General features: G+C 67.4%; 27 protein-coding genes. 26 read left to right on the top strand and 1 reads right to left on the bottom strand.

The genetic code is table 11. From position 1 onward, the window contains the following. The first annotated feature begins 1 nt into the window (after position 1). The 26 genes from DVW87_RS08785 to DVW87_RS08665 all read left to right on the top strand — a co-directional run bounded on the left by DVW87_RS08785 (position 2) and on the right by DVW87_RS08665 (position 22765). Positions 2-370, top strand: coding sequence for a putative quinol monooxygenase (locus DVW87_RS08785; RefSeq protein ID WP_239017832.1), 369 nt, complete (start codon positions 2-4; stop codon positions 368-370). Positions 371-453: 83 nt separating this feature from the next. Next, positions 454-1134 (top strand): thiamine phosphate synthase, encoded by a 681-nt coding sequence (gene thiE / locus DVW87_RS08780; protein WP_114687421.1) that lies wholly within the window; start codon positions 454-456, stop codon positions 1132-1134. 104 nt (positions 1135-1238) lie between these two features. Further along, on the top strand, positions 1239-1397 hold the full coding sequence (locus DVW87_RS18070; protein ID WP_181814783.1) for a GFA family protein: 159 nt from the start codon (positions 1239-1241) through the stop codon (positions 1395-1397). A 42-nt stretch (positions 1398-1439) separates the two neighbouring features. Continuing rightward, on the top strand, positions 1440-2429 hold the full coding sequence (locus tag DVW87_RS08770) for a L,D-transpeptidase family protein (RefSeq protein WP_420822329.1): 990 nt from the start codon (positions 1440-1442) through the stop codon (positions 2427-2429). Beyond that, positions 2426-3013, top strand: a complete 588-nt coding sequence (locus DVW87_RS08765; protein ID WP_114687419.1) for a M23 family metallopeptidase — start codon at positions 2426-2428, stop codon at positions 3011-3013. Before DVW87_RS08770 ends, DVW87_RS08765 begins: the two co-directional genes overlap by 4 nt. Positions 3014-3052: 39 nt before the next feature. Then, positions 3053-3616 carry an elongation factor P gene (efp, locus tag DVW87_RS08760; RefSeq protein ID WP_114687418.1) on the top strand — a complete coding sequence of 188 codons (564 nt, stop codon included), beginning with the start codon at positions 3053-3055 and terminating at the stop codon, positions 3614-3616. Between the two features lie 97 nt (positions 3617-3713). Beyond that, a complete protein-coding gene (locus DVW87_RS08755; protein WP_114687417.1) occupies positions 3714-4526 on the top strand; it encodes an inositol monophosphatase family protein in 813 nt (270 codons plus the stop codon). 124 nt (positions 4527-4650) lie between these two features. After that, positions 4651-5025, top strand: coding sequence for an NADH-quinone oxidoreductase subunit A (locus tag DVW87_RS08750; RefSeq protein WP_114688151.1), 375 nt, complete (start codon positions 4651-4653; stop codon positions 5023-5025). Then, positions 5016-5594, top strand: coding sequence for a NuoB/complex I 20 kDa subunit family protein (locus DVW87_RS08745; RefSeq protein WP_239017831.1), 579 nt, complete (start codon positions 5016-5018; stop codon positions 5592-5594). The genes DVW87_RS08750 and DVW87_RS08745 overlap by 10 nt, the downstream gene beginning before the upstream one ends. A gap of 11 nt (positions 5595-5605) precedes the next feature. Further along, entirely contained in the window at positions 5606-6469 is an 864-nt protein-coding gene (locus tag DVW87_RS08740; RefSeq protein WP_114687416.1) for an NADH-quinone oxidoreductase subunit C, read from the top strand. Beyond that, the gene (locus DVW87_RS08735; RefSeq protein WP_114687415.1) at positions 6466-7701 is read left to right on the top strand and encodes an NADH-quinone oxidoreductase subunit D; all 1236 of its coding nucleotides are present in this window, start codon (positions 6466-6468) and stop codon (positions 7699-7701) included. Before DVW87_RS08740 ends, DVW87_RS08735 begins: the two co-directional genes overlap by 4 nt. Further along, positions 7701-8369, top strand: coding sequence for a complex I 24 kDa subunit family protein (locus tag DVW87_RS08730; RefSeq protein ID WP_114687414.1), 669 nt, complete (start codon positions 7701-7703; stop codon positions 8367-8369). The genes DVW87_RS08735 and DVW87_RS08730 overlap by 1 nt, the downstream gene beginning before the upstream one ends. Next, positions 8369-9676: an NADH-quinone oxidoreductase subunit NuoF gene (gene nuoF, locus DVW87_RS08725; RefSeq protein WP_114687413.1), complete on the top strand. Its 1308-nt coding sequence runs from the start codon at positions 8369-8371 to the stop codon at positions 9674-9676. The genes DVW87_RS08730 and nuoF overlap by 1 nt, the downstream gene beginning before the upstream one ends. Continuing rightward, entirely contained in the window at positions 9673-10266 is a 594-nt protein-coding gene (locus tag DVW87_RS08720; protein WP_114687412.1) for a hypothetical protein, read from the top strand. The genes nuoF and DVW87_RS08720 overlap by 4 nt, the downstream gene beginning before the upstream one ends. Before the next feature lie 4 nt (positions 10267-10270). Then, positions 10271-12289 (top strand): NADH-quinone oxidoreductase subunit NuoG, encoded by a 2019-nt coding sequence (gene nuoG, locus DVW87_RS08715; protein ID WP_114687411.1) that lies wholly within the window; start codon positions 10271-10273, stop codon positions 12287-12289. Further along, positions 12286-13341 carry an NADH-quinone oxidoreductase subunit NuoH gene (gene nuoH / locus DVW87_RS08710; protein ID WP_114687410.1) on the top strand — a complete coding sequence of 352 codons (1056 nt, stop codon included), beginning with the start codon at positions 12286-12288 and terminating at the stop codon, positions 13339-13341. Before nuoG ends, nuoH begins: the two co-directional genes overlap by 4 nt. Then, entirely contained in the window at positions 13338-13469 is a 132-nt protein-coding gene (locus DVW87_RS18490; RefSeq protein ID WP_275402079.1) for a hypothetical protein, read from the top strand. The genes nuoH and DVW87_RS18490 overlap by 4 nt, the downstream gene beginning before the upstream one ends. Further along, positions 13466-13951 carry an NADH-quinone oxidoreductase subunit NuoI gene (nuoI, locus tag DVW87_RS08705; RefSeq protein WP_114687409.1) on the top strand — a complete coding sequence of 162 codons (486 nt, stop codon included), beginning with the start codon at positions 13466-13468 and terminating at the stop codon, positions 13949-13951. The genes DVW87_RS18490 and nuoI overlap by 4 nt, the downstream gene beginning before the upstream one ends. 31 nt (positions 13952-13982) lie before the next feature. Beyond that, positions 13983-14594 (top strand): NADH-quinone oxidoreductase subunit J, encoded by a 612-nt coding sequence (locus tag DVW87_RS08700; RefSeq protein WP_114687408.1) that lies wholly within the window; start codon positions 13983-13985, stop codon positions 14592-14594. After that, positions 14591-14896: an NADH-quinone oxidoreductase subunit NuoK gene (nuoK, locus tag DVW87_RS08695; protein ID WP_114687407.1), complete on the top strand. Its 306-nt coding sequence runs from the start codon at positions 14591-14593 to the stop codon at positions 14894-14896. Before DVW87_RS08700 ends, nuoK begins: the two co-directional genes overlap by 4 nt. Positions 14897-14903: 7 nt before the next feature. Continuing rightward, positions 14904-17027 carry an NADH-quinone oxidoreductase subunit L gene (gene nuoL, locus DVW87_RS08690; protein ID WP_114687406.1) on the top strand — a complete coding sequence of 708 codons (2124 nt, stop codon included), beginning with the start codon at positions 14904-14906 and terminating at the stop codon, positions 17025-17027. Then, entirely contained in the window at positions 17024-18562 is a 1539-nt protein-coding gene (locus DVW87_RS08685) for an NADH-quinone oxidoreductase subunit M (RefSeq protein ID WP_114687405.1), read from the top strand. The genes nuoL and DVW87_RS08685 overlap by 4 nt, the downstream gene beginning before the upstream one ends. Next, complete coding sequence (gene nuoN, locus DVW87_RS08680; RefSeq protein WP_114687404.1) at positions 18562-20001, top strand: NADH-quinone oxidoreductase subunit NuoN; 1440 nt, start codon at positions 18562-18564, stop codon at positions 19999-20001. Before DVW87_RS08685 ends, nuoN begins: the two co-directional genes overlap by 1 nt. A 47-nt stretch (positions 20002-20048) precedes the next feature. Further along, on the top strand, positions 20049-20759 hold the full coding sequence (locus tag DVW87_RS08675) for a biotin--[acetyl-CoA-carboxylase] ligase (RefSeq protein ID WP_114688149.1): 711 nt from the start codon (positions 20049-20051) through the stop codon (positions 20757-20759). Between the two features lie 100 nt (positions 20760-20859). Beyond that, positions 20860-22494 (top strand): ribonuclease J, encoded by a 1635-nt coding sequence (locus DVW87_RS08670; RefSeq protein ID WP_114687403.1) that lies wholly within the window; start codon positions 20860-20862, stop codon positions 22492-22494. A 4-nt stretch (positions 22495-22498) separates the two neighbouring features. Then, positions 22499-22765 carry a DUF1467 family protein gene (locus tag DVW87_RS08665; protein ID WP_114687402.1) on the top strand — a complete coding sequence of 89 codons (267 nt, stop codon included), beginning with the start codon at positions 22499-22501 and terminating at the stop codon, positions 22763-22765. Positions 22766-22937: 172 nt separating this feature from the next. On the opposite strand, the gene DVW87_RS08660 is transcribed toward DVW87_RS08665, so the two are convergent. Further along, positions 22938-25211, bottom strand: coding sequence for a coiled-coil domain-containing protein (locus DVW87_RS08660; RefSeq protein ID WP_114687401.1), 2274 nt, complete (start codon positions 25209-25211; stop codon positions 22938-22940). Positions 25212-25238: the final 27 nt, after the last annotated feature.

Below are 25238 nucleotides of genomic sequence, written 5' to 3'. Positions count from 1 at the left end.
CGTGGCGCCGGTCACCCGGCGGGCCGTTGTCGCGGGAGCGGCGGCGCTGACGGTGACCGGCCCCGCGGCGGCGGCGGAGCCGCTGTACGGCATGGTGGGGCGCATCCGCGCGCTGCCGGGCCGGCGCGCGGCGCTGATCGCGATCCTGGCCGAGGGTACGGGCGCGATGCCGGGCTGCCTGTCCTATGTGGTCGCGGAGGATCTCGCCGACCCCGATGCGATCCTCGTTACCGAAATCTGGCGGACGCGCGAGGCGCACGCCGCCTCGCTCCAGCTGCCGGCCGTACGCGATGCCATCGTCCGCGGGCGGCCGCTGATCGCCAGCTTCGAGCCCCTGGCGGAGACACGGCCGGTCGCGGGCGTTCGCTAGGTCGGCAACGGCCCACCGCACCGACGTTGGCCGTACGCGAGAACCTCTCGACCGCCCCCGGCCGGAGCGCTACCTGCGGGGTCATGGATATCGAAGACCCGCTCGGCCCGCTCGACCCCGGTTTCGCGACGCGGTTCGTGCGCGACGACCGGCGGCCGCCGTGCCAGCTCTACCTCATCTCGCCGCTGGACGTCGGCGGGGGCTTCCCGGACCGCCTTGCCCGCGCGCTGGATGCGGGACCCGTGGCGGCGTTCCAGTTCCGGGTGAAGGACGTGGACCAGCACCGGGCGGCGGCGCTGGCCGAACCCTTGCAGCGCATCTGCAGCGATCGCGACGTGGCGTTTCTGGTCAACGACTCGATCGGCCTTGCCAAGCGGCTCGGGGCGGACGGGGTGCATCTGGGGCAGGACGACGGCGATCCCCGCGAAGCGCGCGCGGCGCTGGGTCCGGATGCGCAGATCGGCGTGACCTGCCACGACAGCCGCCACCTCGCGATGGAAGCGGGCGAGGCGGGCGCGGATTATGTCGCGTTCGGTTCCTTCTATCCGACGACCACCAAGGAAGTGCGACATCGGCCCGAGCCGGTGATCCTGAGCTGGTGGACCACCCTGTTCGAGGTGCCCTGCGTGGCGATTGGCGGCATCACGCCGGCCAACGCCGCCCCTTTGGTCGCCGCCGGTGCGGATTTCCTCGCGGTGTCGGGCGCGGTGTGGAGCGGCGACGAAGCAAGCGCCGTGCGCGCCTTTGCCGAACTGCTGGGCTGATCCGCGAAGGCGGCGCGTCCGCTACCGGTCACATGGCGGCCGAATGTCGTAGAATGCCATCCCTGCGGGGACTGCCGGCGGATCATCGCACGACGGGCGAGGGCGTGCGGTTCTTGCGTGCGGGCACGCTGGACCGGGCGGAAAGGCTGGTGCCCCGCGTGCATTATTTCGTTCGCTCCGAGCACCCCTGGATCGTGCTGCCTGAGGGCGTTCCGGCCCTCCACACGCTGCCGAACCGTTCCGGCGAGGAAACAACGGGCTGATCCAGCCGTTTCGCCTTCGATGCGGATCGAGTGGAGAGTGTAATGAAGGCAGGATGGATCGCAGCCATGGGGCTGCTGGCGGCACCGGCGACGATTGCGGCGCCCGCGCCTGCGATCGACCGCAACCTGTTGCAGGTGCAGGTGATCCTCGACCATTTAGGCTTCTCCCCGGGGGTGCTGGACGGGCGGCCGGGCATCTCCCTGACGGCGGCGCTGAAAGGCTTCCAGATGAGCCGCGGGCTGCCGGTCACCGGCAAGACCGATCCGGCCACGGTGCAGGCGCTGAACCGCTACAAGGCCTGGGCGCCGACGCGCACGCTGACCTTGACGCGGGAAGCGCTTGCCGGGCCGTATATCAATCCCATTCCGAAGAACGAGAACGATCAGGCCAAGCTGCCCGCGCTCGCTTACCGCTCTCTCATGGAGAAGCTGGCGGAGATGTTCCACACCACCCCTGCCGTGCTGATGGCGCTGAACGGGCCGGACACGCGGCTCGCCCCCGGCACGAAGGTGGTGTTCCCCAACGCGCTGCCCTTTTCGCGCGACTATGATCCCAAGCTGAAGCCGGAATGGCGGCAGACGCTGAACATGCTGAACGTGTCCGCGCAGCAGCCCCAGGCCGCCAGGATCGTGGTGGACAAGTCGGAGAAGGTGCTGCGCGCCTATGACGCGGCGGGCAAGCTGGTCGCGCAGTTCATGGTCACGACGGGCTCCGGCCACGATCCGCTGCCGCTGGGCACCTGGTCGATCCCGGTGGTGGACACCAATCCCAAGTTCCACTTCAACCCCGCGCTGTTCTGGGATGCCAGCAAGGGCGACGAGAAGGCGATGCTGCCGCCGGGGCCGAACGGCCCGGTCGGGGTCGTGTGGATCGACCTGTCCAAGGAGCATTATGGCATCCATGGCACGCCCGAGCCGCAGAATATCGGCCGCACGGAGAGCCATGGCTGCGTGCGGCTGGCCAATTGGGATGCGGCGCGGCTGGCGCAGATGGTCACCGCGGGCAAGACCAAGGTGGTGTTCCAGGCGTGAGGCGGCTGGGCATTGCCGCGGCTTTGGTGCTGGCGGCCGTGGTGGCGCTGTGGATCGCGGCGCTCAAGCTGCTGCCCGATGCGCCCGCGGATCGGCCGCGGCCGGTACCCGCTTCGACGGCAGCGGTGGCGCAGTTGCCCGGCCTCCTGCACGTTCCGGTGCGCGGCGTCGCGCGGTCTGCCCTGCGCGACAGCTGGGGCGACGCGCGCGCGGGCGGGGCGCGGGCGCATCACGGGCTCGACATCCCGGCCCCTGCCGGCACGCCGGTGGAGGCCGCCGCGGCCGGGATGGTCGAGAAGCTGTTTGAGAGCCATGACGGCGGCACCACCGTTTACGTCCGCTCGCCGGACCGCCGCTGGAGCTATTACTATGCGCACCTGGCCGGCTACGCGCCCGGCCTTGCGGAGGGGCAGGCGGTGCAGGTGGGAACGCCGCTCGGCTTTGTCGGCGACACCGGCAATGCGGGGGCCGGCAACTTCCACCTTCATTTCGGCCTCAGCCGCACCGCGCCCGACCAGCATTGGGCACAAGGCGAGGAGGTCGATCCCTTCCCCTACCTTGTCGGCCGGGCGCCGCGACGCTAAAGGCCCACGTTCTCGCTCTTTCCAGCAGGTTCAGCACCCATGAAGATCAGCGGCGTGGACATTCGTCCCGGCAACATCATCGAGTATGAAGGCGGCATCTGGCGCGCCGTGAAGATCCAGCACACCCAGCCCGGCAAGGGCGGCGCGTACATGCAGGTGGAGCTGAAGAACCTGCGCGACGGGCGCAAGAACAACGTCCGCTTCCGCTCGGCCGAGACGGTGGAGCGCGTGCGTCTGGATACCAAGGACTTCCAGTTCCTGTTCGCCGATGGCGAGCAGCTGACGTTCATGGACAAGGACACGTACGAGCAGACCACGCTGCCGCGCGATCTGCTGGGCGATGCCGCTGCGTTCCTGCAGGACGGCATGGACGTGGTGATGGAGCTTTACGACGAGGAGCCGATCAGCGTGCAGCTGCCGGACACGATCGAAGCCACCATCGTCGAGGCCGACGCGGTGGTGAAGGGGCAGACCGCCTCCTCCAGCTACAAGCCGGCGATCCTGGACAATGGCGTGCGCGTGATGGTGCCGCCGCATATCGGATCGGGCACGCGCATCGTCGTGGACGTGTACGAACAGACCTACGTTCGTCGCGCGGACTGAGATGGCTGCCGCAAGCTGGCCGCGCCCTTCGCCGACCGGCCGGCGAGCTTGTTGATTGAAGCATCGCTCCCGAGCGCGGGAGCGTGGAGTAACTGAGATGCCAGCACTTTCCGGCCTCCTCACCGTTCTGGACCGCGCCGCGCGCAAGACGGCGCCGCGCCTTCGCCGCGACTTCGGCGAGGTGCAGAAGCTGCAGGTAAGCCGCAAGGGTCCGGCCGACTTCGTCAGCCAGGCGGACAAGCAGGCGGAGGCGACACTGGTCGAGGAGCTGCGCAAGGCCCGGCCGGACTGGGGCTTCCTGCTGGAGGAAGGCGGCGAGATCGAGGGCGATCCCACCAAGCCGCGCTTCGTGATCGATCCGCTCGACGGCACCAGCAATTTCCTGCACGGCATTCCGCACTTCGCGATCTCGATCGCGGTGGAAGAGCCGCTGGCCAACGGCAAGCGCGAAGTGACGACCGGTCTCGTCTACCAGCCGCTGACGGACGAGAGCTTCTGGGCGGAAAAGGGGCGGGGCGCCTGGGTCCAGTCCGAGCGGCTGCGCGTGTCCGCGCGGCGTGACCTGTCCGAGGCGCTGATCGCCACGGGCATTCCGTTCCTTGGCCACGGCAACTTCGCGCAATGGAGCCGTATCTTCGGTGCGATCGCGCCCGAAGTGGCGGGCATCCGCCGCTTCGGTGCGGCGTCGCTCGATCTCGCCTGGGTCGCGGGCGGGCGGTTCGACGGCTTCTGGGAGAGCGATCTGCAACCCTGGGACGTCGCGGCCGGCACCCTGCTGGTGAAGGAGGCAGGCGGCTTCGTGACGGACTATCGCGGCGGCGACCGGCCGATGGAGCGCAACGAGTTCCTGGCCGCCAACGATGCGCTGCATGGCAAGCTGCTGAAGCTGGTCGCCGGCGCGCTGCGCTGAGTTCCCGGGCGGCCCGTGGCTCCCGGACTCTGTTGCGATTCATTCTCATCGGCCGGCGGCCTTGCTCCGGGTAACCGGGAGGCCTAAAGCCCTCAGCATACCTTCGCACCTGCGAGAAATGCCCTTGGTCGACCTTTCGCAATACCTCCCCATCCTCCTGTTCCTCGGCGTGGCGCTGGTGCTGTCCAGCGCATTCGTGTTCCTGCCGATGATCGCCGCGCGCTTCACGGGCACGAACAAGCCGACACCGGAAAAGCTCTCCGAATATGAGTGCGGCTTCCCGGCGTTCGAGGATTCGCGCAGCCAGTTCGACGTGCGCTTTTATCTCGTCGCCATCCTCTTCATCATCTTCGATCTCGAAGCGGCCTTCCTATATCCCTGGGCAGTAAGCGTTTTTTCGCTCGGCTGGGTGGCCTGGAGCTCGATGATGATCTTTATCGCCGAACTCGCGCTGGGCCTGGTCTATGCGTGGAAGAAGGGTGCGTTGGAATGGGAGTGAGCAACAACACGACCGGCGGCGGTTCGGTCACGATCCAGCCGCCTGCGGGCGCCGGCCAGGCGATCGTGCCGCCGGACCAGGGCTTCTTCGACGATCTCAACGGTGAGTTGACCGACAAGGGCTTTCTGGTCACCTCCACCGAGGAGCTGTTCCAGTGGGCGCGTACGGGCTCCTTGTGGTGGATGACGTTCGGGCTGGCGTGCTGCGCGGTGGAGATGATCCACGTGAACATGCCGCGCTACGACCTGGAGCGGTTCGGCGCCGCACCCCGCGCTTCGCCGCGCCAGTCGGACGTGATGATCGTGGCGGGAACGCTCTGCAACAAGATGGCGCCCGCGCTGCGCCGGGTCTACGACCAGATGAGCGAGCCGAAATACGTCATCTCGATGGGCAGCTGCGCCAATGGCGGCGGCTACTATCACTACAGCTATTCGGTGGTGCGCGGCTGCGATCGCGTGGTGCCGGTGGACATCTACGTCCCCGGGTGCCCGCCGACCGCAGAGGCTTTGCTGTACGGCATCATGCAGTTGCAGCGGAAGATCCGCCGTATCGGCACGGTTGAGCGTTGAGGGGCGGAGCGATGAGAGCACCGGCGCCAGCCTTTGCGCCCAATGACGGGGTGATCGACGCGGCCACGGCGGCGCTCGGCGGCAAGCTGCGCTCGCCGGTCGAGGCGGTCGGCGAGGTCGCGCTGCATGTCGAGCGTGACAGCCTGGTCGAGACGATGGTGGCGCTGCGCGACACGCCGGGGCTGGAATACCAGCAGCTGATGGAGATCGCCGGCGTCGACTATCCCGATCGCGGGGTGGAGCGCTTCGAGGTCGTCTATTGCCTGCTCAGCGTCACGCGCAACCACCGCCTCCGCGTGCACGTGCAGACCGACGACGTGCATCCGGTGCCGTCCGTCACCGGCCTCTGGCCGGTCGCGGGCTGGCTGGAGCGCGAAGTGTACGACATGTTCGGCGTGCTCTTCGACGGCAACCCGGACCTGCGTCGCATCCTGACGGACTATGGCTTTCGCGGCCACCCGTTCCGCAAGGATTTCCCGCTGACCGGGTATCTGGAGATGCGCTATTCCGAAGCGGCCAAGCGCGTGGTGTACGAACCCGTCAGCCTGGCGCAGGATTTCCGCACGTTCGACTTCCTGAGCCCGTGGGAGGGCGCCGAGTACGTGCTGCCCGGCGACGAGAAGGCGCCGCCCGCGCCGGGGGCTCTCCCGGAGGCCAAGGGTGCGCCGACACCGCTCAAGGCCGACACGATCCAGAAGGCGGATGCCGCACAGACGCCACAAAAGGGCACGGTGCATCCGGGCTCCGGCTATGGCGTGAGCACCGACAGCACCAGGGATACCGGTGCGGGCAAGGACCAGCCCGGCAACCAGCCGCAGGAGAAGCCCCGTGACCCGGACGTGGTCACGAGCAAGGGCGAGGGACAGAACCAATGAGCGACCAGCTCGAGAAGATCGCCGGCATCACCGACGCGGAAGACCCGACGCCCGGCGACGTGACGATCGACAATTACACGATCAACTTCGGCCCGCAGCATCCGGCCGCGCACGGCGTTCTGCGTCTCGTCATGGAGCTGGACGGCGAATTGATCGAGCGGATCGATCCGCATGTCGGCCTGCTCCACCGCGGCACCGAGAAGCTGATCGAGTACAAGACCTATACGCAGGCGATCCCCTATTTCGATCGCCTCGATTACTGCTCGCCGATGTGCATGGAGCACACGTTCGTGCTCGCGATCGAGAAGCTGCTCGATCTCGAGGTGCCGATGCGCGCGCAGTATATCCGCGTGATGTGCGCCGAGCTGACGCGCATCATGAACCACATGCTGAACCTCGGCAGCCATATCATGGACGTCGGCGCGATGACGCCGAACCTGTGGCTGTTCGAGATTCGCGAAGACACGATGAACTTCTACGAGCGCATTTCCGGCGCTCGCATGCACGCCAATTACTTCCGCGTCGGCGGCGTGCACCAGGATGTGCCGCTGAAGCTGCTCACCGATCTTGCCGAGTGGCTCGACACGCGCCTGCCGCGCCTGTTCGAGGACGCGATCAGCCTGGTTGCGGACAACCGCATCTTCAAGCAGCGCAACGTCGACATCGCGGTGGTGAGCCGCGAGGACGCGCTGAAATGGGGCTTTTCCGGCCCGATGATCCGCGCCGCCGGCATCCCGTGGGATCTGCGCAAGTCGCAGCCCTATGACGTATATGACCGGATGGACTTCGAGGTGCCGGTGGGCACGCGCGGCGACTGCTACGACCGGTTCATGGTGCGCGTGGAGGAGGTCCGCCAGTCGGCGCGCATCATCAAGCAGTGCATTGCGGAGATGCCCGAAGGCCCGACGATGACGACCGATCGCAAGGTCGGCCCGCCCAAGCGCGCCGAGATGAAGCGCTCAATGGAAGCGCTGATCCACCATTTCAAGCTCTTCACCGAGGGTTATCACGTGCCGGCAGGCGACGTGTATGTCGCGACGGAAAGCCCCAAGGGCGAGTTCGGCGTGTACCTGGTGAGCGACGGCAGCAACAAGCCGTACCGCTGCAAGATCCGCCCGACGGCGTTCAGTCACCTGCAGGCGATGGACTTCATGTCCAAGGGCCACATGCTGGCGGACACGACCGCGATCCTGGGCGCAATGGATATCGTTTTTGGTGAATGTGACCGCTGATGGCTGAAGCACCCCAGATCCCCGACGAGGCCGAGACCCGCGCGCGCTGGGGCGCGTTTGCGTGGACCGAGGAGAATGCGCGCAAGGCCAAGGAGGTCATCGGCCGCTATCCCGAAGGGCGGTCGCAATCCGCCTCGCTCCCGCTGCTCGATCTGGCCCAGCGGCAGGTCGGTGCCGAGACGCAGACGCAGGGCTGGCTGCCCGTGCCGGTGATCGAGTTCGTCGCGCGCGAGATCGGCGTGCCGTACATGCGCGTGTTCGAGGTTGCGACCTTCTACACCATGTTCAACCTGGCGCCGGTCGGTCGCTATCATGTGCAGGTGTGCGGCACGACGCCGTGCATGCTGGCGGGCAGCGACGACGTGATGGCCGCGTGCAAGAACCACGGGCTCGTCAAGGGCCGGACCACGCCGGACGGGCTGTTCACGCTGAGCGAAGTCGAGTGCCTGGGCACCTGCGCCAATGCGCCGATGGTGCAGATCAACGACGATAACTTCGAAGATCTGGACTATGACAAGACCACCGCGATCCTGAAGGCGCTGGCCGAGGGGCGCGAGGTGAAGTCCGGATCGCAGACCGGCCGCACCTCGTCCGAGCCGGCAGGCGGGCCAACCTCGCTCACCGCGATGGTGCAGGAAAATCACGATTACCGGGGGGAGTGGGCGTAATGGCGCTCGCCGACAAGGACCGCATCTTCACCAACGTCTACGGGTTCCAGCCGTGGAACGTCGACGCGGCGATCGCGCGCGGTGACTGGGACAACACCAAGGATCTGCTGGCGCTCGGCCAGGACAAGATCATCGACATCATGAAGGCCTCGGGCCTCCGTGGTCGCGGCGGCGCGGGCTTCCCGACCGGCATGAAGTGGAGCTTCATGCCGAAGGAGAGCAAGGACGGGCGGCCGAGCTTTCTCGTCATCAATGCAGATGAGTCCGAGCCGGGCTCGTGCAAGGACCGCGAGATCATCCGCCACGATCCGCACAAGCTGATCGAAGGCGCGCTGGTCGCGGGCTTCGCGATGCGCGCGCGGGCGGCCTATATCTACATCCGCGGCGAGTATATCCGCGAGGCCGAGACTCTGTTCGCGGCGGTGGCGGAGGCCTATGACCGCGGGTTCCTGGGCAAGAACGCCTGCGGTTCGGGTTACGACTTCGACGTGTTCGTCCACCGCGGCGCCGGCGCCTATATCTGCGGCGAAGAGACCGCGATGCTCGAAAGCCTGGAGGGCAAGAAGGGCCAGCCGCGCCTCAAGCCGCCGTTTCCGGCGGGTGCGGGCCTTTATGGCTGCCCGACCACGGTGAACAACGTCGAGTCCATCGCGGTCGCCCCGACCATCCTGCGCCGCGGCGCGGCCTGGTTCGCGAGCTTCGGGCGCGAGAAGAACGAAGGCACCAAGCTCTTCCAGATCAGCGGGCACGTGAACACGCCGTGCGTGGTCGAGGAGGAGATGAGCATTTCCTTCCGCGAACTGATCGAGCGGCATTGCGGCGGCATCCGCGGCGGTTGGGACAATCTGCTTGCGGTGATCCCCGGCGGCTCGTCGGTGCCGCTGGTCCCGGCGGCGCAGATCATGGACGCGCCGATGGACTTCGACGGGCTCAAGGCGCTGGGCTCGGGCCTGGGCACCGCGGCGGTGATCGTGATGGACAAGTCCACCGACATCGTCCGGGCGATCAGCCGGCTGTCCTATTTCTACAAGCACGAAAGCTGCGGCCAGTGCACGCCGTGCCGCGAGGGCACGGGCTGGATGTGGCGCGTGATGGAGCGGCTGCGCACGGGCGATGCCGACCTCTCCGAGATCGACACGCTGCAGCAGGTGACCAAGCAGGTCGAGGGCCATACCATCTGCGCATTGGGCGATGCGGCGGCCTGGCCGATTCAGGGACTGATCCGGCATTTCCGGCCCGAGATCGAGCGGCGGATCACCGAGAAGCGGGGTGGTGGCCTGGCGCCGATGATGGAAGCGGCGGAATGATGCGGGTGATTGTCGGCATCGGCGCGGCCTGCCTGGCATCGGCGGGCGGCGCGCAGACGCTTGTGTCCAAGCAGGCGCAGCTGTCGCAGCTGGGCACCTGTCTGGTGTCGCAGGCGCCCGCCCTGTCGAACAAGCTGTTGCGTGCGCCCTTCGGCGCGCCCGGCGAACGGGATGCTGCCACGACGCTGGTGCGTGGGCACCGTCACTGTATCCGTGGGTACAGCGTCAGCGGCCATACCGGGGAAATCCGTGGAGCGGTTGCCGAAGCGATGTTCTTGCGGCAGCCCGGGTTGCTCGACACGCTGGCGACGCGAGCGTCGGTGCCGGCGGTGAGACCTGCGGAAAAGGCCGGGCGCGCCTTTCTGGTCGGGTATGCCAAGTGCCTTGTTGCCGCCAGGCCAAAGGAAACGGTGGCATTCCTGCGCTCGCCGGTGCAGACGGTCGGCGAGAAGCAGGCATTCCTCGGCTTCGGGGATGGGCTGAAGACCTGCATGCCTGAGGGCGCCGAGTACAAGGTCGACATCACCGATCTGCGCAATCACATCGCCGCTGTCGCCTACATGGCGGTGGCGCTTTCGGACGCGAAGTAACGCCATGCCCAAGTTGAAAGTAGACGGGATCGAGGTCGAAGTGCCGCAGGGCGCGACCGTGCTCCAGGCCTGCGAGGCCGCCGGCAAGGAAATCCCGCGCTTCTGCTATCACGAGCGCCTTTCCATTGCCGGCAACTGCCGCATGTGCCTGGTGGAAGTGAAGCCGGGGCCGCCCAAGCCGCAGGCGAGCTGCGCGCTGCCCGCGGCCGACAACCAGGAGGTGTTCACCACGACGCCGATGGTGAAGCAGGCGCGCGAAGGCGTGATGGAGTTCCTGCTCATCAATCACCCGCTCGACTGCCCGATTTGCGATCAGGGCGGTGAGTGCGACCTCCAGGACCAGTCCATGGCCTATGGCCGCGGCCAGTCGCGCTATGACGAGAACAAGCGCGCGGTCACCGAGAAGTATATGGGGCCCATCGTCAAGACGGTGATGACCCGCTGCATCCAGTGCACCCGCTGCGTTCGCTTCGCTGAGGAAGTGGCCGGCGTGGAGGAGATCGGCGCGATCTATCGCGGCGAGGACATGCAGATCACTTCCTATCTCGAGCAGGCGGTAACCTCCGAGCTCTCGGGCAACGTGGTGGACCTGTGCCCGGTGGGCGCGCTCACCTCCAAGCCCTATGCGTTCGAGGCGCGGCCCTGGGAGCTGAAGAAGACGCTGGCGATCGACGTGATGGATGCGGTGGGCACCAACATCCGCCTCGACAGCCGCGGCCGTCAGGTGCTGCGCGCGCTGCCCGTCATCAACGAGGACGTGAACGAGGAATGGGCGTCGGACAAGACGCGCCATGCGGTGGACGGGCTCGTCCGCCGGCGGCTCGACCGGCCGTACATCCGCGTGAACGGCAAGCTGCAGCCGGCAAGCTGGGAAGAGGCCTTCGCCGCCATCAAGGCGGTGGACGCCGGATCCAGCGTGGCGGCGATCCACGGCGACCTGGTCGACTGCGAAACCCTGTTCGCGGCGAAGGCGCTGCTCCAGTCGCTCGGCTCGTCGCTGCTGGAAGGGCGGCAGACGGGCATGGATTATGACGCCAGCAACCTGGCGGCGGTGAACTTCAACACCACCATCGCCGGCACCGAGCGCGCGGACGCCATCCTGATCGTCGGCTCCAACGTGCGCTGGGAAGCGCCGCTGGTGAACACGCGCATCCGCAAGGCGATCAAGCGCGGCGCGCGGGTGTTCGCGATCGGGCCGCAAACGGAGCTGACCTACAAGGTCGAATGGCTCGGTGCGGACCTGTCGATCCTCGGCAAGCTCCCGGAAGCGGTGCTGGACGCCTTTGGCAAGGCCGAGCGACCGATGGTGATCGTCGGCGGCGCGGCGCTGAAGGGCGGGCAGGGGGCGAGCCTGGCGCTCGTGGGCAGCCTGAACCTCGTGCGCACGCTGGAGGACGGCACTGCCTGGAACGGCTACAACGTGCTGCACATGGCGGCGGCGCGCAACGGAGGCCTGATGCTGGGCTACCACCAGCCCGGCGGCCTCGCGGACGTGGTTGCGGCCAGGCCGAAGCTGGCGTTCTTCCTCGGCGCGGACGAGGTGGATTACGCGCGCTTCGACACCAGCTTCAAGGTCTATGTCGGCCACCACGGCGACAAGGGCGCGGGCGCGGCAGACGTGGTGCTGCCGGGCGCGAGCTATGCCGAGAAGTCCGGCACGTGGGTGAACCTGGAAGGGCGCGTGCAGCGGGGCGAGCGGGCGGTGTTCCCGCCCGGCGACGCGCGCGAGGACTGGACGATCTTCCGGGCGCTGTCGGCCGTGCTCGGCCAGACGCTGCCGTTCGACACGCTGGAGGAACTGCGCGCGGCCATGGCCTATGACACGCCGCTGCTGGCCGGGCTTGGTCTCGCCGCGCTGGAGTGGAAGCCGCCGGTGCTGGACGCGGTGGCGTCGGGCACGCTTGCCGGCTACCCGATCCAGGACTTCTACCTGACCAACGCGATCTGCCGCGCAAGCCCGACCATGCAGGAATGCTCGTCGGTCATCACGCACGGCGCGCAGCTGGCGGAGGCCGCGGAATGACCGACTTCTTCCAGACCACGGTGGGCCTGCCGTTCGGCTGGGCGTGGTTCGTCGCCACCATCGTCGGCATTCTGGTGATCGCGCTGCCGCTGATGCTGGCCGTGGCGATGATCATCTATGCCGATCGCAAGATCTGGGCGGCGATGGCGCTGCGCCGTGGTCCCAACGTGGTCGGTCCGTTCGGCCTGCTGCAGTCCTTTGCAGACGGACTGAAGGTGTTCCTGCAGGAGACGATCGTTCCTGCGGCGGCGAACAAGGGCCTGTTCCTGCTCGCGCCGATCATCACCTTCACGGTGGCGCTGATCGTGTGGGCGGTGGTGCCGTTCTCGCCGGGTGTGCTCTTGTCCAACATCAATGTCGGGCTGCTCTACGTGCTCGCGGCCTCGTCGCTGGGCGTGTACGGCATCATTCTGGCGGGCTGGGCGTCCAACTCCAAATATCCGTTCTACTCGGCCATCCGCGCGGCGGCGCAGATGGTGAGCTACGAGGTCGCGCTTGGCTTCATCCTGATCTGCATGGTGATGTGGGCGGGCAGCTTCAACCTGACCACGATCGTGGAGGCGCAGCGCAACACGCTGGGCATCCACATCAACGGGTTCGGCATCAATCCGCTGCTTTTCCCGATGTCGATCATGTTCCTGATCTCCGGCATGGCGGAAACCGGACGCGCACCGTTCGATCTCACCGAGGCGGAGTCGGAGCTCGTCGCGGGCTATCAGACCGAATATTCGTCCATGAGCTTTGCGCTCTACTGGCTGGGCGAATATGCCAACGTGATCCTGATGTGCGCGCTGAACGCCACGCTGTTCTGGGGCGGTTACCTGCCGCCAATCGACTGGGCGCCGCTTTATGCCGTGCCGGGCATCCTGTGGCTGTTCGCCAAGATCCTGTTCTTCTTCTTCGTCTTCAGCTGGGTGAAGGCAACGGTGCCGCGGTACCGCTACGACCAGCTGATGCGGCTGGGCTGGAAGGTGTTCCTGCCGGTGTCGCTCTTCTGGGTGTTCCTGGTGTCCACCGTGCTGATGTTCTATCGCGTGGGCTCGCCGCTATGAGGTCGCCGGCAAGCTGGCTGGCCGCGCGGGGCATGAACCCGGATGCGGTGAAGCGCCGGGCGCTGGCCGGCATGGTGATTGGATTGACGGTCGTGGCCATCGACCGCGTGATGGGGTTCGGATCGTGAGCGTTGCTCATTACATCAAGACATTCACGCTCTGGGAGTTCGTGAAGGCGCACGCCCTCACCTTGAAGTATTTCTTCAAGCCCAAGGCGACGATCAACTATCCGTTCGAGAAGAACCCGGTTTCGCCGCGCTTCCGCGGAGAACATGCGTTGCGCCGATATCCGAACGGCGAGGAGCGCTGTATTGCGTGCAAGCTGTGCGAGGCGGTGTGCCCGGCGCAGGCGATCACCATCGAGGCGGAGCCGCGCGACGACGGTTCGCGGCGCACCACGCGCTACGACATCGACATGACGAAGTGCATCTATTGCGGCCTGTGCCAGGAGGCCTGCCCGGTGGACGCGATCGTCGAGGGGCCGAACTACGAGTTCTCCACCGAAACGCGCGAGGAGCTGATCTATGACAAGAACAAGCTGCTCGACAACGGCGACCGCTGGGAAAGCGCGCTTGCCGCGAACCTTGCCGCCGATGCGCCGTACCGGTAAGCGCGCCAGCAACTAGGGGCCATACGATTCCGTGATCCAAGCAATCGCCTTTTACCTGTTCGCGGCGGTGGTGCTGCTGTCGGCAGCGCTGACGATCACCGCGCGCAACCCGGTGCATGCCGTGTTGTGGCTGATCCTGGCCTTTTTCAACGCCGCGGGGCTGATGGTGCTGGTGGGCGCCGAGTTCATCGCGATGCTGCTCGTCATCGTCTATGTCGGCGCGGTCGCGGTGCTGTTCCTGTTCGTGGTGATGATGATGGACGTCGACTTCGCACAGCTGCGTGCCGGGTTCGCGCGCTATGCGGTGATCGGCCTGGCCTTTGCGGTCGCGCTGGCGGCGGAGATCATGATCGGCGTGGGCGCCTACAGCGCCGGTGCCATCCAGCTTGCCCGCCGCGCTGCCCCGGTGGCCGAGAACGTACCCAACATCGTTGCGCTCGGCAGCCTGCTCTACACCCGCTACCTGTTCGTGTTCGAGGGCGCCGGGCTGGTCCTGCTGGTGGCCATGATCGGCGCCATCGTGCTGACCCATCGCGAGCGCGCCGGCACCCGGCCGCAGAACGTGACCCGCCAGGTCATGCGGCGGCCCGGGGACGCAACGCGCAACGTCAAGCCGGCGGTCGGCCAGGGGGTGGAGCTGTGATCGGGCTTACGCACTATCTCGTCGTGGCGGCGATCCTGTTCGCGCTGGGCGTGCTGGGCATCATCGCCAATCGCAAGAACCTCATCGTCATGCTGATGGCGGTGGAGTTGATCCTCCTGTCGGTGAACCTCAACCTCGTCGCCTTCTCCGCCTTTCTCCACGACATGGTGGGCCAGGTGTTCGCGATGTTCGTGCTGACGGTCGCGGCGGGCGAGGCGGCGATCGGCCTGGCGATCCTCGTGATCTATTTCCGTAGCCGCGGCACGATCGCGGTGGACGATGTCAACCGGATGAAGGGGTAAGGGTTCGGTGACGTCGATCCTGTTCATTGTTTTCCTGCCGCTGCTGGCGGCGGTGGTGGCCGGCTTTGCCAACAAGTCCTTCGGCACGGTGTTGCCAAAGGTGGTGACCACCGGCGCCCTGTTCGTGTCATGTGCGCTTTCCTGGCCGATCTTCCTCCAGTATCTGGGCGGCGGGCAGGAGGTGCTCACCCCGGTGCTGACCTGGATGAACTCGGGCGAGTTCACCTCGTCCTGGACGCTGCGGGTCGATGCGCTGACCGCGGTGATGCTGGTGGTGGTGACGAGCGTGTCGGCGCTGGTCCATCTCTACAGCTGGTCGTACATGTCGGACGATCCCGACCAGCCGCGTTTCTTCGCCTACCTCTCGCTGTTCACCTTCGCGATGCTGATGCTGGTGACGGCGGATAACCTGCTGCAGATGTTCTTCGGCTGGGAAGGCGTGGGTCTCGCCTCCTACCTGCTGATCGGCTTCTGGTTCCGCAAGCCGACGGCCAATGCGGCGGCGATGAAGGCGTTCGTCGTCAACCGCGTGGGCGACCTCGGCTTCATGCTCGGCATCTTCGGCACCTTCCTGGTGTTCGGCACGATCTCGATCCCGGCGATCCTGGCCGCGGCCCCGGGCATGGCCGGCTCGACCATCGGCTTTCTCGGCTACCGTTTCGACACGATGACGGTGCTGTGTCTGCTGCTGTTCGTCGGCGCGATGGGCAAGTCGGCGCAGCTCGGCCTGCACACCTGGCTGCCGGACGCGATGGAGGGCCCCACGCCGGTGTCCGCGCTGATCCATGCCGCGACCATGGTGACGGCGGGCGTGTTCATGGTGTGCCGCCTGTCGCCGATGTTCGAGACCTCGCCGGCGGCGCTCTCCGTGGTCACCGCGATCGGCGCAGCGACCTGCTTCTTCGCCGCGACCTGTGGGCTGGTGCAGACCGACATCAAGCGGGTGATCGCTTATTCGACCTGTTCGCAGCTCGGCTACATGTTCTTCGCCGCAGGCACCGGTGCCTATGGCGCGGCGATGTTCCACCTGTTCACGCACGCCTTCTTCAAGGCGCTCTTGTTCCTGGGTGCGGGCTCGGTGATCCATGCGATGCACCACGAGCAGGACATGCGCTATTATGGTGGCCTGCGGAAGGAGATCCCGGTCACCTTCTGGGGCATGATGGCGGGCACGCTGGCGATCACCGGCGTCGGCATCCCGGCGATCTTCGGCAACACGCTGGCGATCGGCTTTGCCGGCTTCCATTCCAAGGACGCGATCATCGAGGCGAGCTGGGCGTCGGGCGCGCTGGGCGCGTCGATCGTCGGCATGCTCGTCGCTCTGCTGACCAGCTTCTACTCCTGGCGGCTGATGTTCCTCACCTTCTGGGGCGCGCCGCGTTGGGCCAATTCGGAGCACATCCAGCACGCGGTGCACGACGCCCACGGGCACGACCATGCGCACGACGCCGGCCACCATGTCGGTGCCGATGCCGCGCACGCGCACCATGGCGAGGATGCGGAGGAAGGCGCCGGTGCCACTCCCTCGGCCCATGCGCCGGGAGCGGCCGAACTGCGCGACGGGACGGGCGGCTACCACCCGCACGAGAGCCCGTGGCCGATGCTGGTGCCGCTTGTGCTCCTGTCGATCGGGGCAGTGCTGGCCGGCTTCGTCTTCCACAACGCGTTCATCGAACCGACGGCGGGTGAAACCTACTGGCATGGGGCGATCGCGTTCCGCGAGCATCTGATGCATGCGATGCACGAGGTGCCGCTGGCGGTGAAGCTGTCGGCGACGATCGCGATGCTGCTGGGCCTGTGGAGCGCCTGGCTGGCCTATATCCGCCAGCCGCAGCTGCCTGCCGCGGTTGCGGAGCAGGCGGGGGTGATCTACACCTTTCTGCTGCACAAATGGTATTTCGACGAGCTCTACGACCTCCTCTTCGTGCGCCCTGCCATGGCGATCGGCCGGCTCTTCTGGCATCGCGGTGACGAGAAGACGATCGATCGCTTCGGGCCGAACGGCTCGGCGGCGGTGGTCGCCCTCGGCAGCCGTGTGGCGGCGCGCATCCAGTCTGGATATGTCTACACTTATGCTTTCGTCATGCTGATCGGGCTGACCGCGGCCGTTACCTGGGCGATGACGCGATGAGCGGCTTTCCGATTCTTTCGATCATGCTGGCGGTGCCGGCCATCGGCGCAGTTGCCTGCTATCTGGCGAGCGCGCAGGCTGCCCGCTGGATCGCGCTGATCGCGACGCTGGTCGACTTCGTGCTGGGCGTCGTGCTCTGGGCGAGCTTCGACGTGGGCGGGGCGCAGTGGCAATTCGTCGAGCATGCGCAGGTGTTCGGCCAGTTCGGCTGGGCGCTGGGCATTGACGGCTTCGCGCTGCTGCTGATCATGCTTAGCGTGTTCCTGATGCCGATCTGCATCGGGGCGAGCTGGGAAGCGATCCAGACGCGGGTGCCCGAATATATGGCGGCGTTCCTGCTCACCGAAGTGCTGATGATCGGCACGTTTGCGGCGCAGGACCTGCTGCTGTTCTACATCTTCTTCGAGGCCGGCCTCATTCCGATGTACCTCATCATCGGCATCTGGGGCGGTGCGAACCGGATCTACGCGTCGTACAAGTTCTTCCTCTACACGCTGCTCGGCTCCGTGCTGATGCTGGTGGCGATGCTGTGGATGGCGCACAGTGCCGGAACGACGGACATCCCGACCCTGATGCGCACGGACTTCCCGTTGCATGCGCAATATTGGTTGTGGCTCGCCTTCTTCGCGTCGTTCGCGGTGAAGATGCCGATGTGGCCGGTCCACACCTGGCTGCCGGACGCGCACGTGCAGGCGCCGACCGCCGGCTCGGTGATCCTGGCGGGCGTGCTGCTGAAGCTGGGCGGCTATGGCTTCCTGCGCTTCAGCCTGCCGATGTTCCCGCAGGCGAGCGCCTATTTCACGCCGCTGGTGTTCGGCTTGTCGGCGGTGGCGGTGATCTACACCAGCCTCGTCGCGCTGGTGCAGAGCGACATGAAAAAGCTGATCGCCTATTCGTCGGTTGCGCATATGGCGATCGTCACCATCGGCCTGTTCGCCTTCAACCCGTACGGCATCGACGGCGCGATGATGGTGATGCTGGGCCACGGGCTGGTCTCGGGCGCGCTGTTCCTGTGCGTGGGCGTGATCTACGACCGGCTGCATACCCGCGAGATCAGCCGCTACGGCGGGCTGGCGATCAACATGCCGCGTTATGCCGTGCTGTTCCTGTTCTTCACCATGGCGTCGGTCGGCCTGCCGGGCACGAGCAATTTCGTTGGCGAGTTCCTGTCGCTGATGGGCACCTACCAGATCTCGACCTGGATCGCGCTGCTGTGCACCACCGGCATCATCCTGGGCGCTGCCTACATGCTGTACCTCTACCGGCGTGTCGTGTTCGGCGACCTGACCAAGGATGACGTCCGCGCCATGACCGACCTGACCCCGCGCGAGATCGCGCTGCTGGCGCCGATTGCGGCGGTGGTGCTGTGGATGGGCGTTTATCCGGAAAGCTTCCTCGCGCCGATGCGCGCGGACGTGGCGATGCTGGTGGCGCGGGTCGCGCCCGCCGCACCGCCCAGCGACTCCCGCCCGACCGCCGGCACCGGCCCTAGGACAATCGGGGCCGCCCCCGTTGCGCGCGAGGAGGCGCACTGATGAACGCTTCCCTGCTCATGACCCTGCCCGAGCTGGTGCTCGCGGCGGGCGCCATCCTCCTGATGCTGGTTTCCGCCTGGGGCGGGCAGACCTCCACGCGCGGGGTCTCGATCGCGGCCGTGGCGGTCCTGGTCGGCGCCGGCGTTGCGCTCGCCGGCCCGGCGGGCGCCGGCGGCGAGGCCTGGGACGGGCTGTACCGTGCCGACAGCTTTGCCGCGTTCGCCAAGATCCTGATCTTCGCCGCGAGCGCGGTGGCGATCATCCTGGCGCCGGGCTTCTTCGAGCGCACGGCCGGAGACAATCTGCGGCCGGAATATCCCGTGCTGATCCTCCTGTCGGCTGCCGGCATGAGCATGATGGTGTCCGCCAACGACCTGCTGGTCCTGTATGTCGGCCTGGAGCTGCAGAGCCTGGCCGCCTATGTCCTTGCCAGTTTCATGCGGCGGGACACGCGCTCGGCGGAAGCGGGGTTGAAGTATTTCGTGCTCGGTGCGCTAGCGAGCGGCATCCTGCTCTACGGCATCAGCCTGGTGTACGGCTTTTCGGGCTCCACGCTGTTCCCGCAGATCGCCGACGCCTATGCGGGTCCGCGCTCGCTGGGTCTGACCTTTGGCCTGGTGTTCGTGTTCGCCGGCCTCGCGTTCAAGATGGGTGCGGTGCCGTTCCACATGTGGACCCCCGACGTCTACGAAGGCGCTCCGACCCCGGTGACGGCGCTGTTCGCTTCCGCGCAGAAGGTGGCGGCGATCGTCATCGCCGTGCGTGTCGCCGTAGCCGCCATGGGTCCGGTCACCGAGGAGTGGTACCCGATCGTCATCTTCGCGAGCCTCGCGTCGATCTTCCTGGGTGCCGTTGGCGCGATCGGGCAGACGAACATCAAGCGACTGCTCGCTTATTCCTCGATCAACAATGTCGGCTTCGCGCTCGTCGGCCTGGCCGCGGGCACGCAGCAGGGCGTCGCCTCGGTGCTGGTCTACCTGGCCGTCTATGTCGTCATGACGCTCGGCAGCTTCCTTGTGGTGCTGCAGATGCGCGATGCCGATGGGCAGCAGGTCGAAAGCATCGCCAGCCTTTCCGGCATGTCGCGCACGCGTCCGGGTCTCGCCTTTGCGCTGATGATGTTCATGTTCAGCCTGGCCGGCATCCCGCCGCTGTTCGGCTTCTATCCGAAGCTGGCGATCTTCAACGCGGCGGTGGACGCCGGGCTGTTCCCGCTCGCCGTGGCGGCGGTGGTCGGATCGGTGGTCGGTGCCTATTATTACCTGCGGGTCGTCAAGACGATGTTCTTCGACGAGCCGGGTGAGGTGTTCCGCCCGGTGGAGAACCCGGTGGAAGGCGGTTTGATCGCCGTGGCGGCGGTGCTCGTCTCGCCGCTCGGCTACCTCGCCATCCCGCTGCTCACGGTATGGACGACAACTGCGGCAAAGGCGCTGTTCTGACGCAGACCCTTCGCGCGGTTGCCGAAACCGGTTCTACCAACGCCGACATGCTTGCGCTGGCGGCGGACGGCGCACCGGAAGGCCTCTGGCTCCGCGCGGATCGGCAAACCGGCGGCCGGGGTCGGCTGGGCCGGACCTGGGTATCGCCCAGCGGCAACCTGTACGCCTCGACCCTGGTCCGGGTGAGGCCGGGGGACCCTCCACCCGCGACGCTGGCCATGGTTGCCGCGGTGGCTCTGGACGAGGTGGTGGCGCCGCTCGTCGCCGGCGCCGCGGCGCCGCGGCCGGTGCATGAACTGGAGGCCGGGCACGCGCGCGAAGTGGCTTCCGTCAGGATCAAATGGCCGAACGACGTGCTGGTGGGGGATGCCAAGCTTTCCGGCATCCTGCTGGAGCGGAGCGGCGATGCGGTGGTGATCGGCCTCGGCGTCAACGTCGCGTACCATCCGGAGGGATTGGGTCGGGCGACGACCAGCCTGGCACAGGAGGGGGTGGCCATCGCCCCCCCGGCCTTGCTGGAGGCCCTCGCGCCTGCGTTTGCGCGATGGGTGGAGATCTGGCGGGGCGGGCTGTCGGCGCTTCTGGCGCGCTGGCTGGCGCGGGCGCATCCGGTCGGCACTCCGCTCTCCGCGACGCTCCCGGACGGCGACATCCGCTCGGGTACCTTTGCGGGGCTCAACGCCGATGGAGCCTTGCTGCTGCGCGGAGCGGACGGCGCCACCGAGGTGATCCATGCCGCGGACGTGTTCCTCGTCTGAAAGGGTGGAGTTTCCGCGCGGCCGCACCCATATAACAGAAGTCGCGCTCGCGCCGGGTTCTCCGGCCGGCGGGCGCCCCAAGTTCAACAGAAAGACCTGAATGACTCCCAAGAACGAACTGCTCTTCGTCGCGCTCGGCGGCTCGGGCGAGATCGGCATGAACGTCAATCTCTATGGCTGCCAGGGCAAGTGGCTGATGGTGGATTGCGGCGTGACCTTCGCCGACCATGCCTATCCGGGCATCGACGTGGTTCTTCCCGATCTGTCCTTCATCGAGGAGCGGGCAGGCGATCTGCTCGGCATCGTCCTCACCCATGGGCATGAGGACCATATCGGTGCGCTGCCGTACCTGGCGGAGGATCTGGGCGTCCCGCTGTATGCGACGCCGTTCACCGCCGGCCTGATCCGCGGCAAGCTGGAGGAAGAAGGCAATGCCAGCCGGGTTCCGCTGAAGGTGATCGCGCCGGGCGACGGGTTCGACCTCGGTCCGTTCGGCATCACGTTCGTGCCCTTGTCGCACTCGATCCCGGAGGCCAACGCGCTGCTGATCGACACGCCGCATGGCCGCGTGATGCATACCGGCGACTGGAAGCTCGATGCCGCGCCGTTGCTCGGGGCGCCCGCTACCGCGGAGGAGCTGACGCGCATCGGCGACAAGGGCGTGCTCGCGCTGGTCTGCGACTCGACCAACGTGTTCAACGCCGAGGCGTCCGGATCGGAGGCGGATGTCCGCGCCGGCCTGCTGGATGTCGTCACCAAGGCCAAGGGGCGGGTGCTGGTCACCACCTTTGCGTCCAACGCCGCGCGCCTGCAGACGCTGGGCGAGGTGGCGCAGGAGACCGGGCGCAAGATCTGCGTGGCGGGGCGATCGCTGGATCGCATCCTGAAGGTCGCGCGTGCCACCGGCTACCTGAAGAGCTTCCCGGCGCCGATCGATCCCGAAACCGCGATGCGGCTGCCGCGTGACAAGGTGCTGGTCGTCGCGACGGGCGGGCAGGGCGAAGATCGCGCCGCGCTTGCCCGCGTTGCCGCGCGCAACCACCCGATCTCGCTCGACGCGGGCGACACGGTGGTCTTCTCGTCCAAGCAGATCCCCGGCAACGAGGTCGCGATCGGCCGCATCCAGAACCAGCTGGCCGCGCAGGGCGTGCAGATGGTCACGGAGCGCCAGGCGCATGTGCACGTTTCCGGCCATCCCGGCCGCCCCGAACTGGCGGCGATGTACCGCTGGATCCGGCCGCAGACGCTGCTGCCGGTCCATGGCGAAATGCGCCACCTGATGGAGCAGGCGCGCTTCGGCCTGGCCGAGGGCATCCCGCATACGCTGGTGCAGACGGACGGCGACATCGTGCGCCTGGCGCCGGGTGCACCGGTCAAGATCGGCCATGCGCCGGTCGGCCGGCTGGTGCTGGACGGCGACGTGATCCTGCCGGGTGACGGCGCGACCATCAACGAGCGGCGCAAGCTGGCGATCAACGGCCAGATCTCCGTGGCCGTCGCGATCGGCGGCCGCGGCCTGATCGGCACCCCGCAGGTGCGGCTTCAGGGCATTCCGGTCGAGGAGGAGCGCGGGCCGTTCATCGACGAACTCGCCGACGAGATCGCCGCCGCGGTCAAGCGTGCGCCGCGCGACCGCGAGAAGTTCCGCGAAGCGCTTCGCCTCGCCGCCCGTCGGGTGGCGACGCGCTGGACCGGCAAGAAGCCGGTGATCGACGTGCTGATCGTCGAGGCTTGAGCCCATGCGCTGGCAATCCGCGCTCGCGATCTACGTCCTGTTCTGGTCCTTCTCGGTCTTTCTCGTCCTGCCCTGGGGCGTGAAGACCGCGGATGAGGCAGGGATCGAGCGCGTGCCGGGGCAGGCGGAAAGTGCGCCCCACGAATTCCGGGCCGGGCGGATCGCCTTGCGCGTAACGATCGTGGCGACCGTGCTGTGGGGCGCGTTCCTGTTGAACTATCTGTACGGCTGGGTCAGCGCTGATTCCCTGAACTTCGCCAATCTCGATTGAGCCGATGTGGCGGCGCGATCCGCCACGGCTGGCCGGCTCTCCCTGTGGCAGCCGTGGACCCGCTGATCGGCTGAAGCCCCGCGATCGGCAATCGATCGTGCGGAGCCTTGCTCACGGTTGAAGCGCGCCGGCGGCGGCACCTCGATCCCCCAGGCCGGCGCCTCCCAGCCTGTCAGGTGCGAAGCCGCTCGATCGCCTGGGCAAGCGCGACGTAGAGTTTCCCCATGTCGGACGAGAGCAGGGTGACGCCCAGCGGCGAGCCGTCGCGCTGGGTCAGGACGCCGCGCAGCATGGCCTCGAAATCGTGGATGTAGCGGTTCACCTGCTCGCGCAGGGTTTCGTCCTCGTCGTACAGGCGCAGGATCTCGCGCGCCTCGCCCGCGTCCAGCAGGCGCACCGCGCGCCGGGTGAAGACGCCGCGATCTCCCTTCAGATAGGCGGCCCAGGCGCTGTCGGAAACTTCGGGCGAGAAGCTGCGGGTGATGTCGATGGCGGCCGAGTTGAGCGATTCGATCAGCAGGGAGGCGCGCCGTGCGAAATTGTCGCGCTCGGTCGCTTCCCGCTCCGCCCGTGCGTCCTCGATCCGCGATTCGACAATCGCGCCGGCGTCGGAGATCGCCAGCACCTGTTCGCTCAAGCGCTGCGCCACCCGCTCCGCGGCGGCCGCGGCAGAATCGGCGGCCGCGCCGATCGCGTGCAGGCGCGCTTCCAGGCTGTCGGTGGCCGCCCGGCGCATCGCGTCGCCGCTCGCCTGTTCCAGCGCGGCGGCGGCCTCCGGGATGACGTTGGCGAGCGTCTCGCGCGCCCGATCCGCGGCGGCAGCGGCGGTGTCGCGGACCCGGAGCAGCGCGTCCACCAGGCGCGGTGCGGCTTCCTCGGCAAAGCGATGCGTGCTGCCGATCGTCTCGTCCACCATCTGGCCGAGCGCATCGGCCTTGGCCCGGCCGCTGTTCAGCGTTTCCAGCAGCGTGCCGGAAAGCTTGTCCAGCGTGTCCTTCTGCCCCGAAATGACCTGCGCGATCGCCTCGATCGCATCGTGGGTGCTTTCGGCGGCGGTGACGAGCGCGAGCAGCTCGGGCTTGGCTTCGGCCACCGCCCGGCGGCTGGAGGCGATCCGCGTGTCGAGCCGGCCGAGCGCATCGGGCAGCGTTTCGTCGATCTCGCGGGCGGCGGCATCGAGGGCGACCAGCAGGCGTTCGGTCGAGCCGATCGTGTCGTTGGCTTGGAGCTCGCCCGCGCGCAGCGCCTCCGTCATCGCGTCGGCGGAACCGCCCAGCGCGCTGATCGAGGCGGCCAGCAGCTGGCTGCGCTCCACTCCTTGCGTGTGCAGGGTTTCGAGCTGGCCCGACACGCGCGACAGATCGCGGTCGAGCTGGACGAAAACGGTGCTGCCGACGTCGCGCTGGTCCGCGAGGCGTGCGGCAATACGGTCGATCACCTCCTCGATGGCGGCGATCCGCTCGGCCAGCGCGTCGGCCGAGGTGCGGGCGGTCTGATCGAGCGCAGCCTGGTTGGTGCCGAGCATCGCCAGCATCGCATCGCCCTGCGCGGCGATGCCCTTGCGTGCCTCGTCGATGGCGTCCGCCGTGCGGCCGAGAAGCCGGTCCACCGCCTCGGACATGGTGCCCGTGACCTGTTCCAGCCGGTTGCCGGCGGTTTCGCTGGTCGCCTCCATCCGGGTGATGTGGGCGGCGAGCTTCTGCGCGGCGCCCACCGCGACCGTGTCCGCATCGCGTCCGCGCTCGGCGAGGGCGGCAAGCTGCGCGTGGAGCGCGGTTGCGGCCTCGGTGGCGCTGGTGGCGATCTCGTCCATCTGGCGGGTGATCGCCGCCGTCTCGTCCTGCGCCTTGGGCAGGAGGGTGCTGACCAGGTCGAGCGTCGTTTTCGCGCTGTCTCCGGCATCGGCCATGCGCCGCGCGTGGATCTCGGCGATGTTGAGCTGTTCTGCCATGCCGCTGCCGATCGACTGCAGGCGGGTGACCGCGCCGTCGCCCATTGCCATCAGCGCGGTGGTCTGGTCCGCCAGCTTGTGGCGGTTGTCGTCGATGCGCCTGCTCAACTCGGCAACGGCACGCTCCAGGCTGGCCGCTTCGCCGCGCATCGCGGCGGCGGTCCGGCCGAAGCGATAGGCCTCCGCGCGCGACGTGCGCAGCGCCAGCAGCAGGAGGATGCCGAGCAGCGCCGGCGGCACGCACAAGGCCGCGATGAAGACGGTAAGCGAAACCGGATCGAGCGCCGGGAGCCGCGATGCCGAAAGCCAGACCATGCCGCCGATCCAGGCGGCCGACGCCAGTCCGGCGAGCACCGGCACCACCAGTCCGCGACCGAGCGCCGCGGGCTCCTCCACCTCGTCGAACATGACCTCAGGCTCCGCTGGCGTATCGAGCAGAAGCGGCTGCGGGTCGGCGCCTTGCCGGATGCCGATGATGCGTGAACCCCCGTTCATGCCCGCTGTTTACCACGAAACGCCCGC

The organism is Sphingomonas aracearum, assembly GCF_003345355.1.
Lineage (GTDB): Bacteria > Pseudomonadota > Alphaproteobacteria > Sphingomonadales > Sphingomonadaceae > Sphingomonas > Sphingomonas aracearum.
The sequence above is the reverse complement of the archived record's forward strand: the minus strand, read 5'-3'. Positions and strand labels throughout refer to the sequence as shown.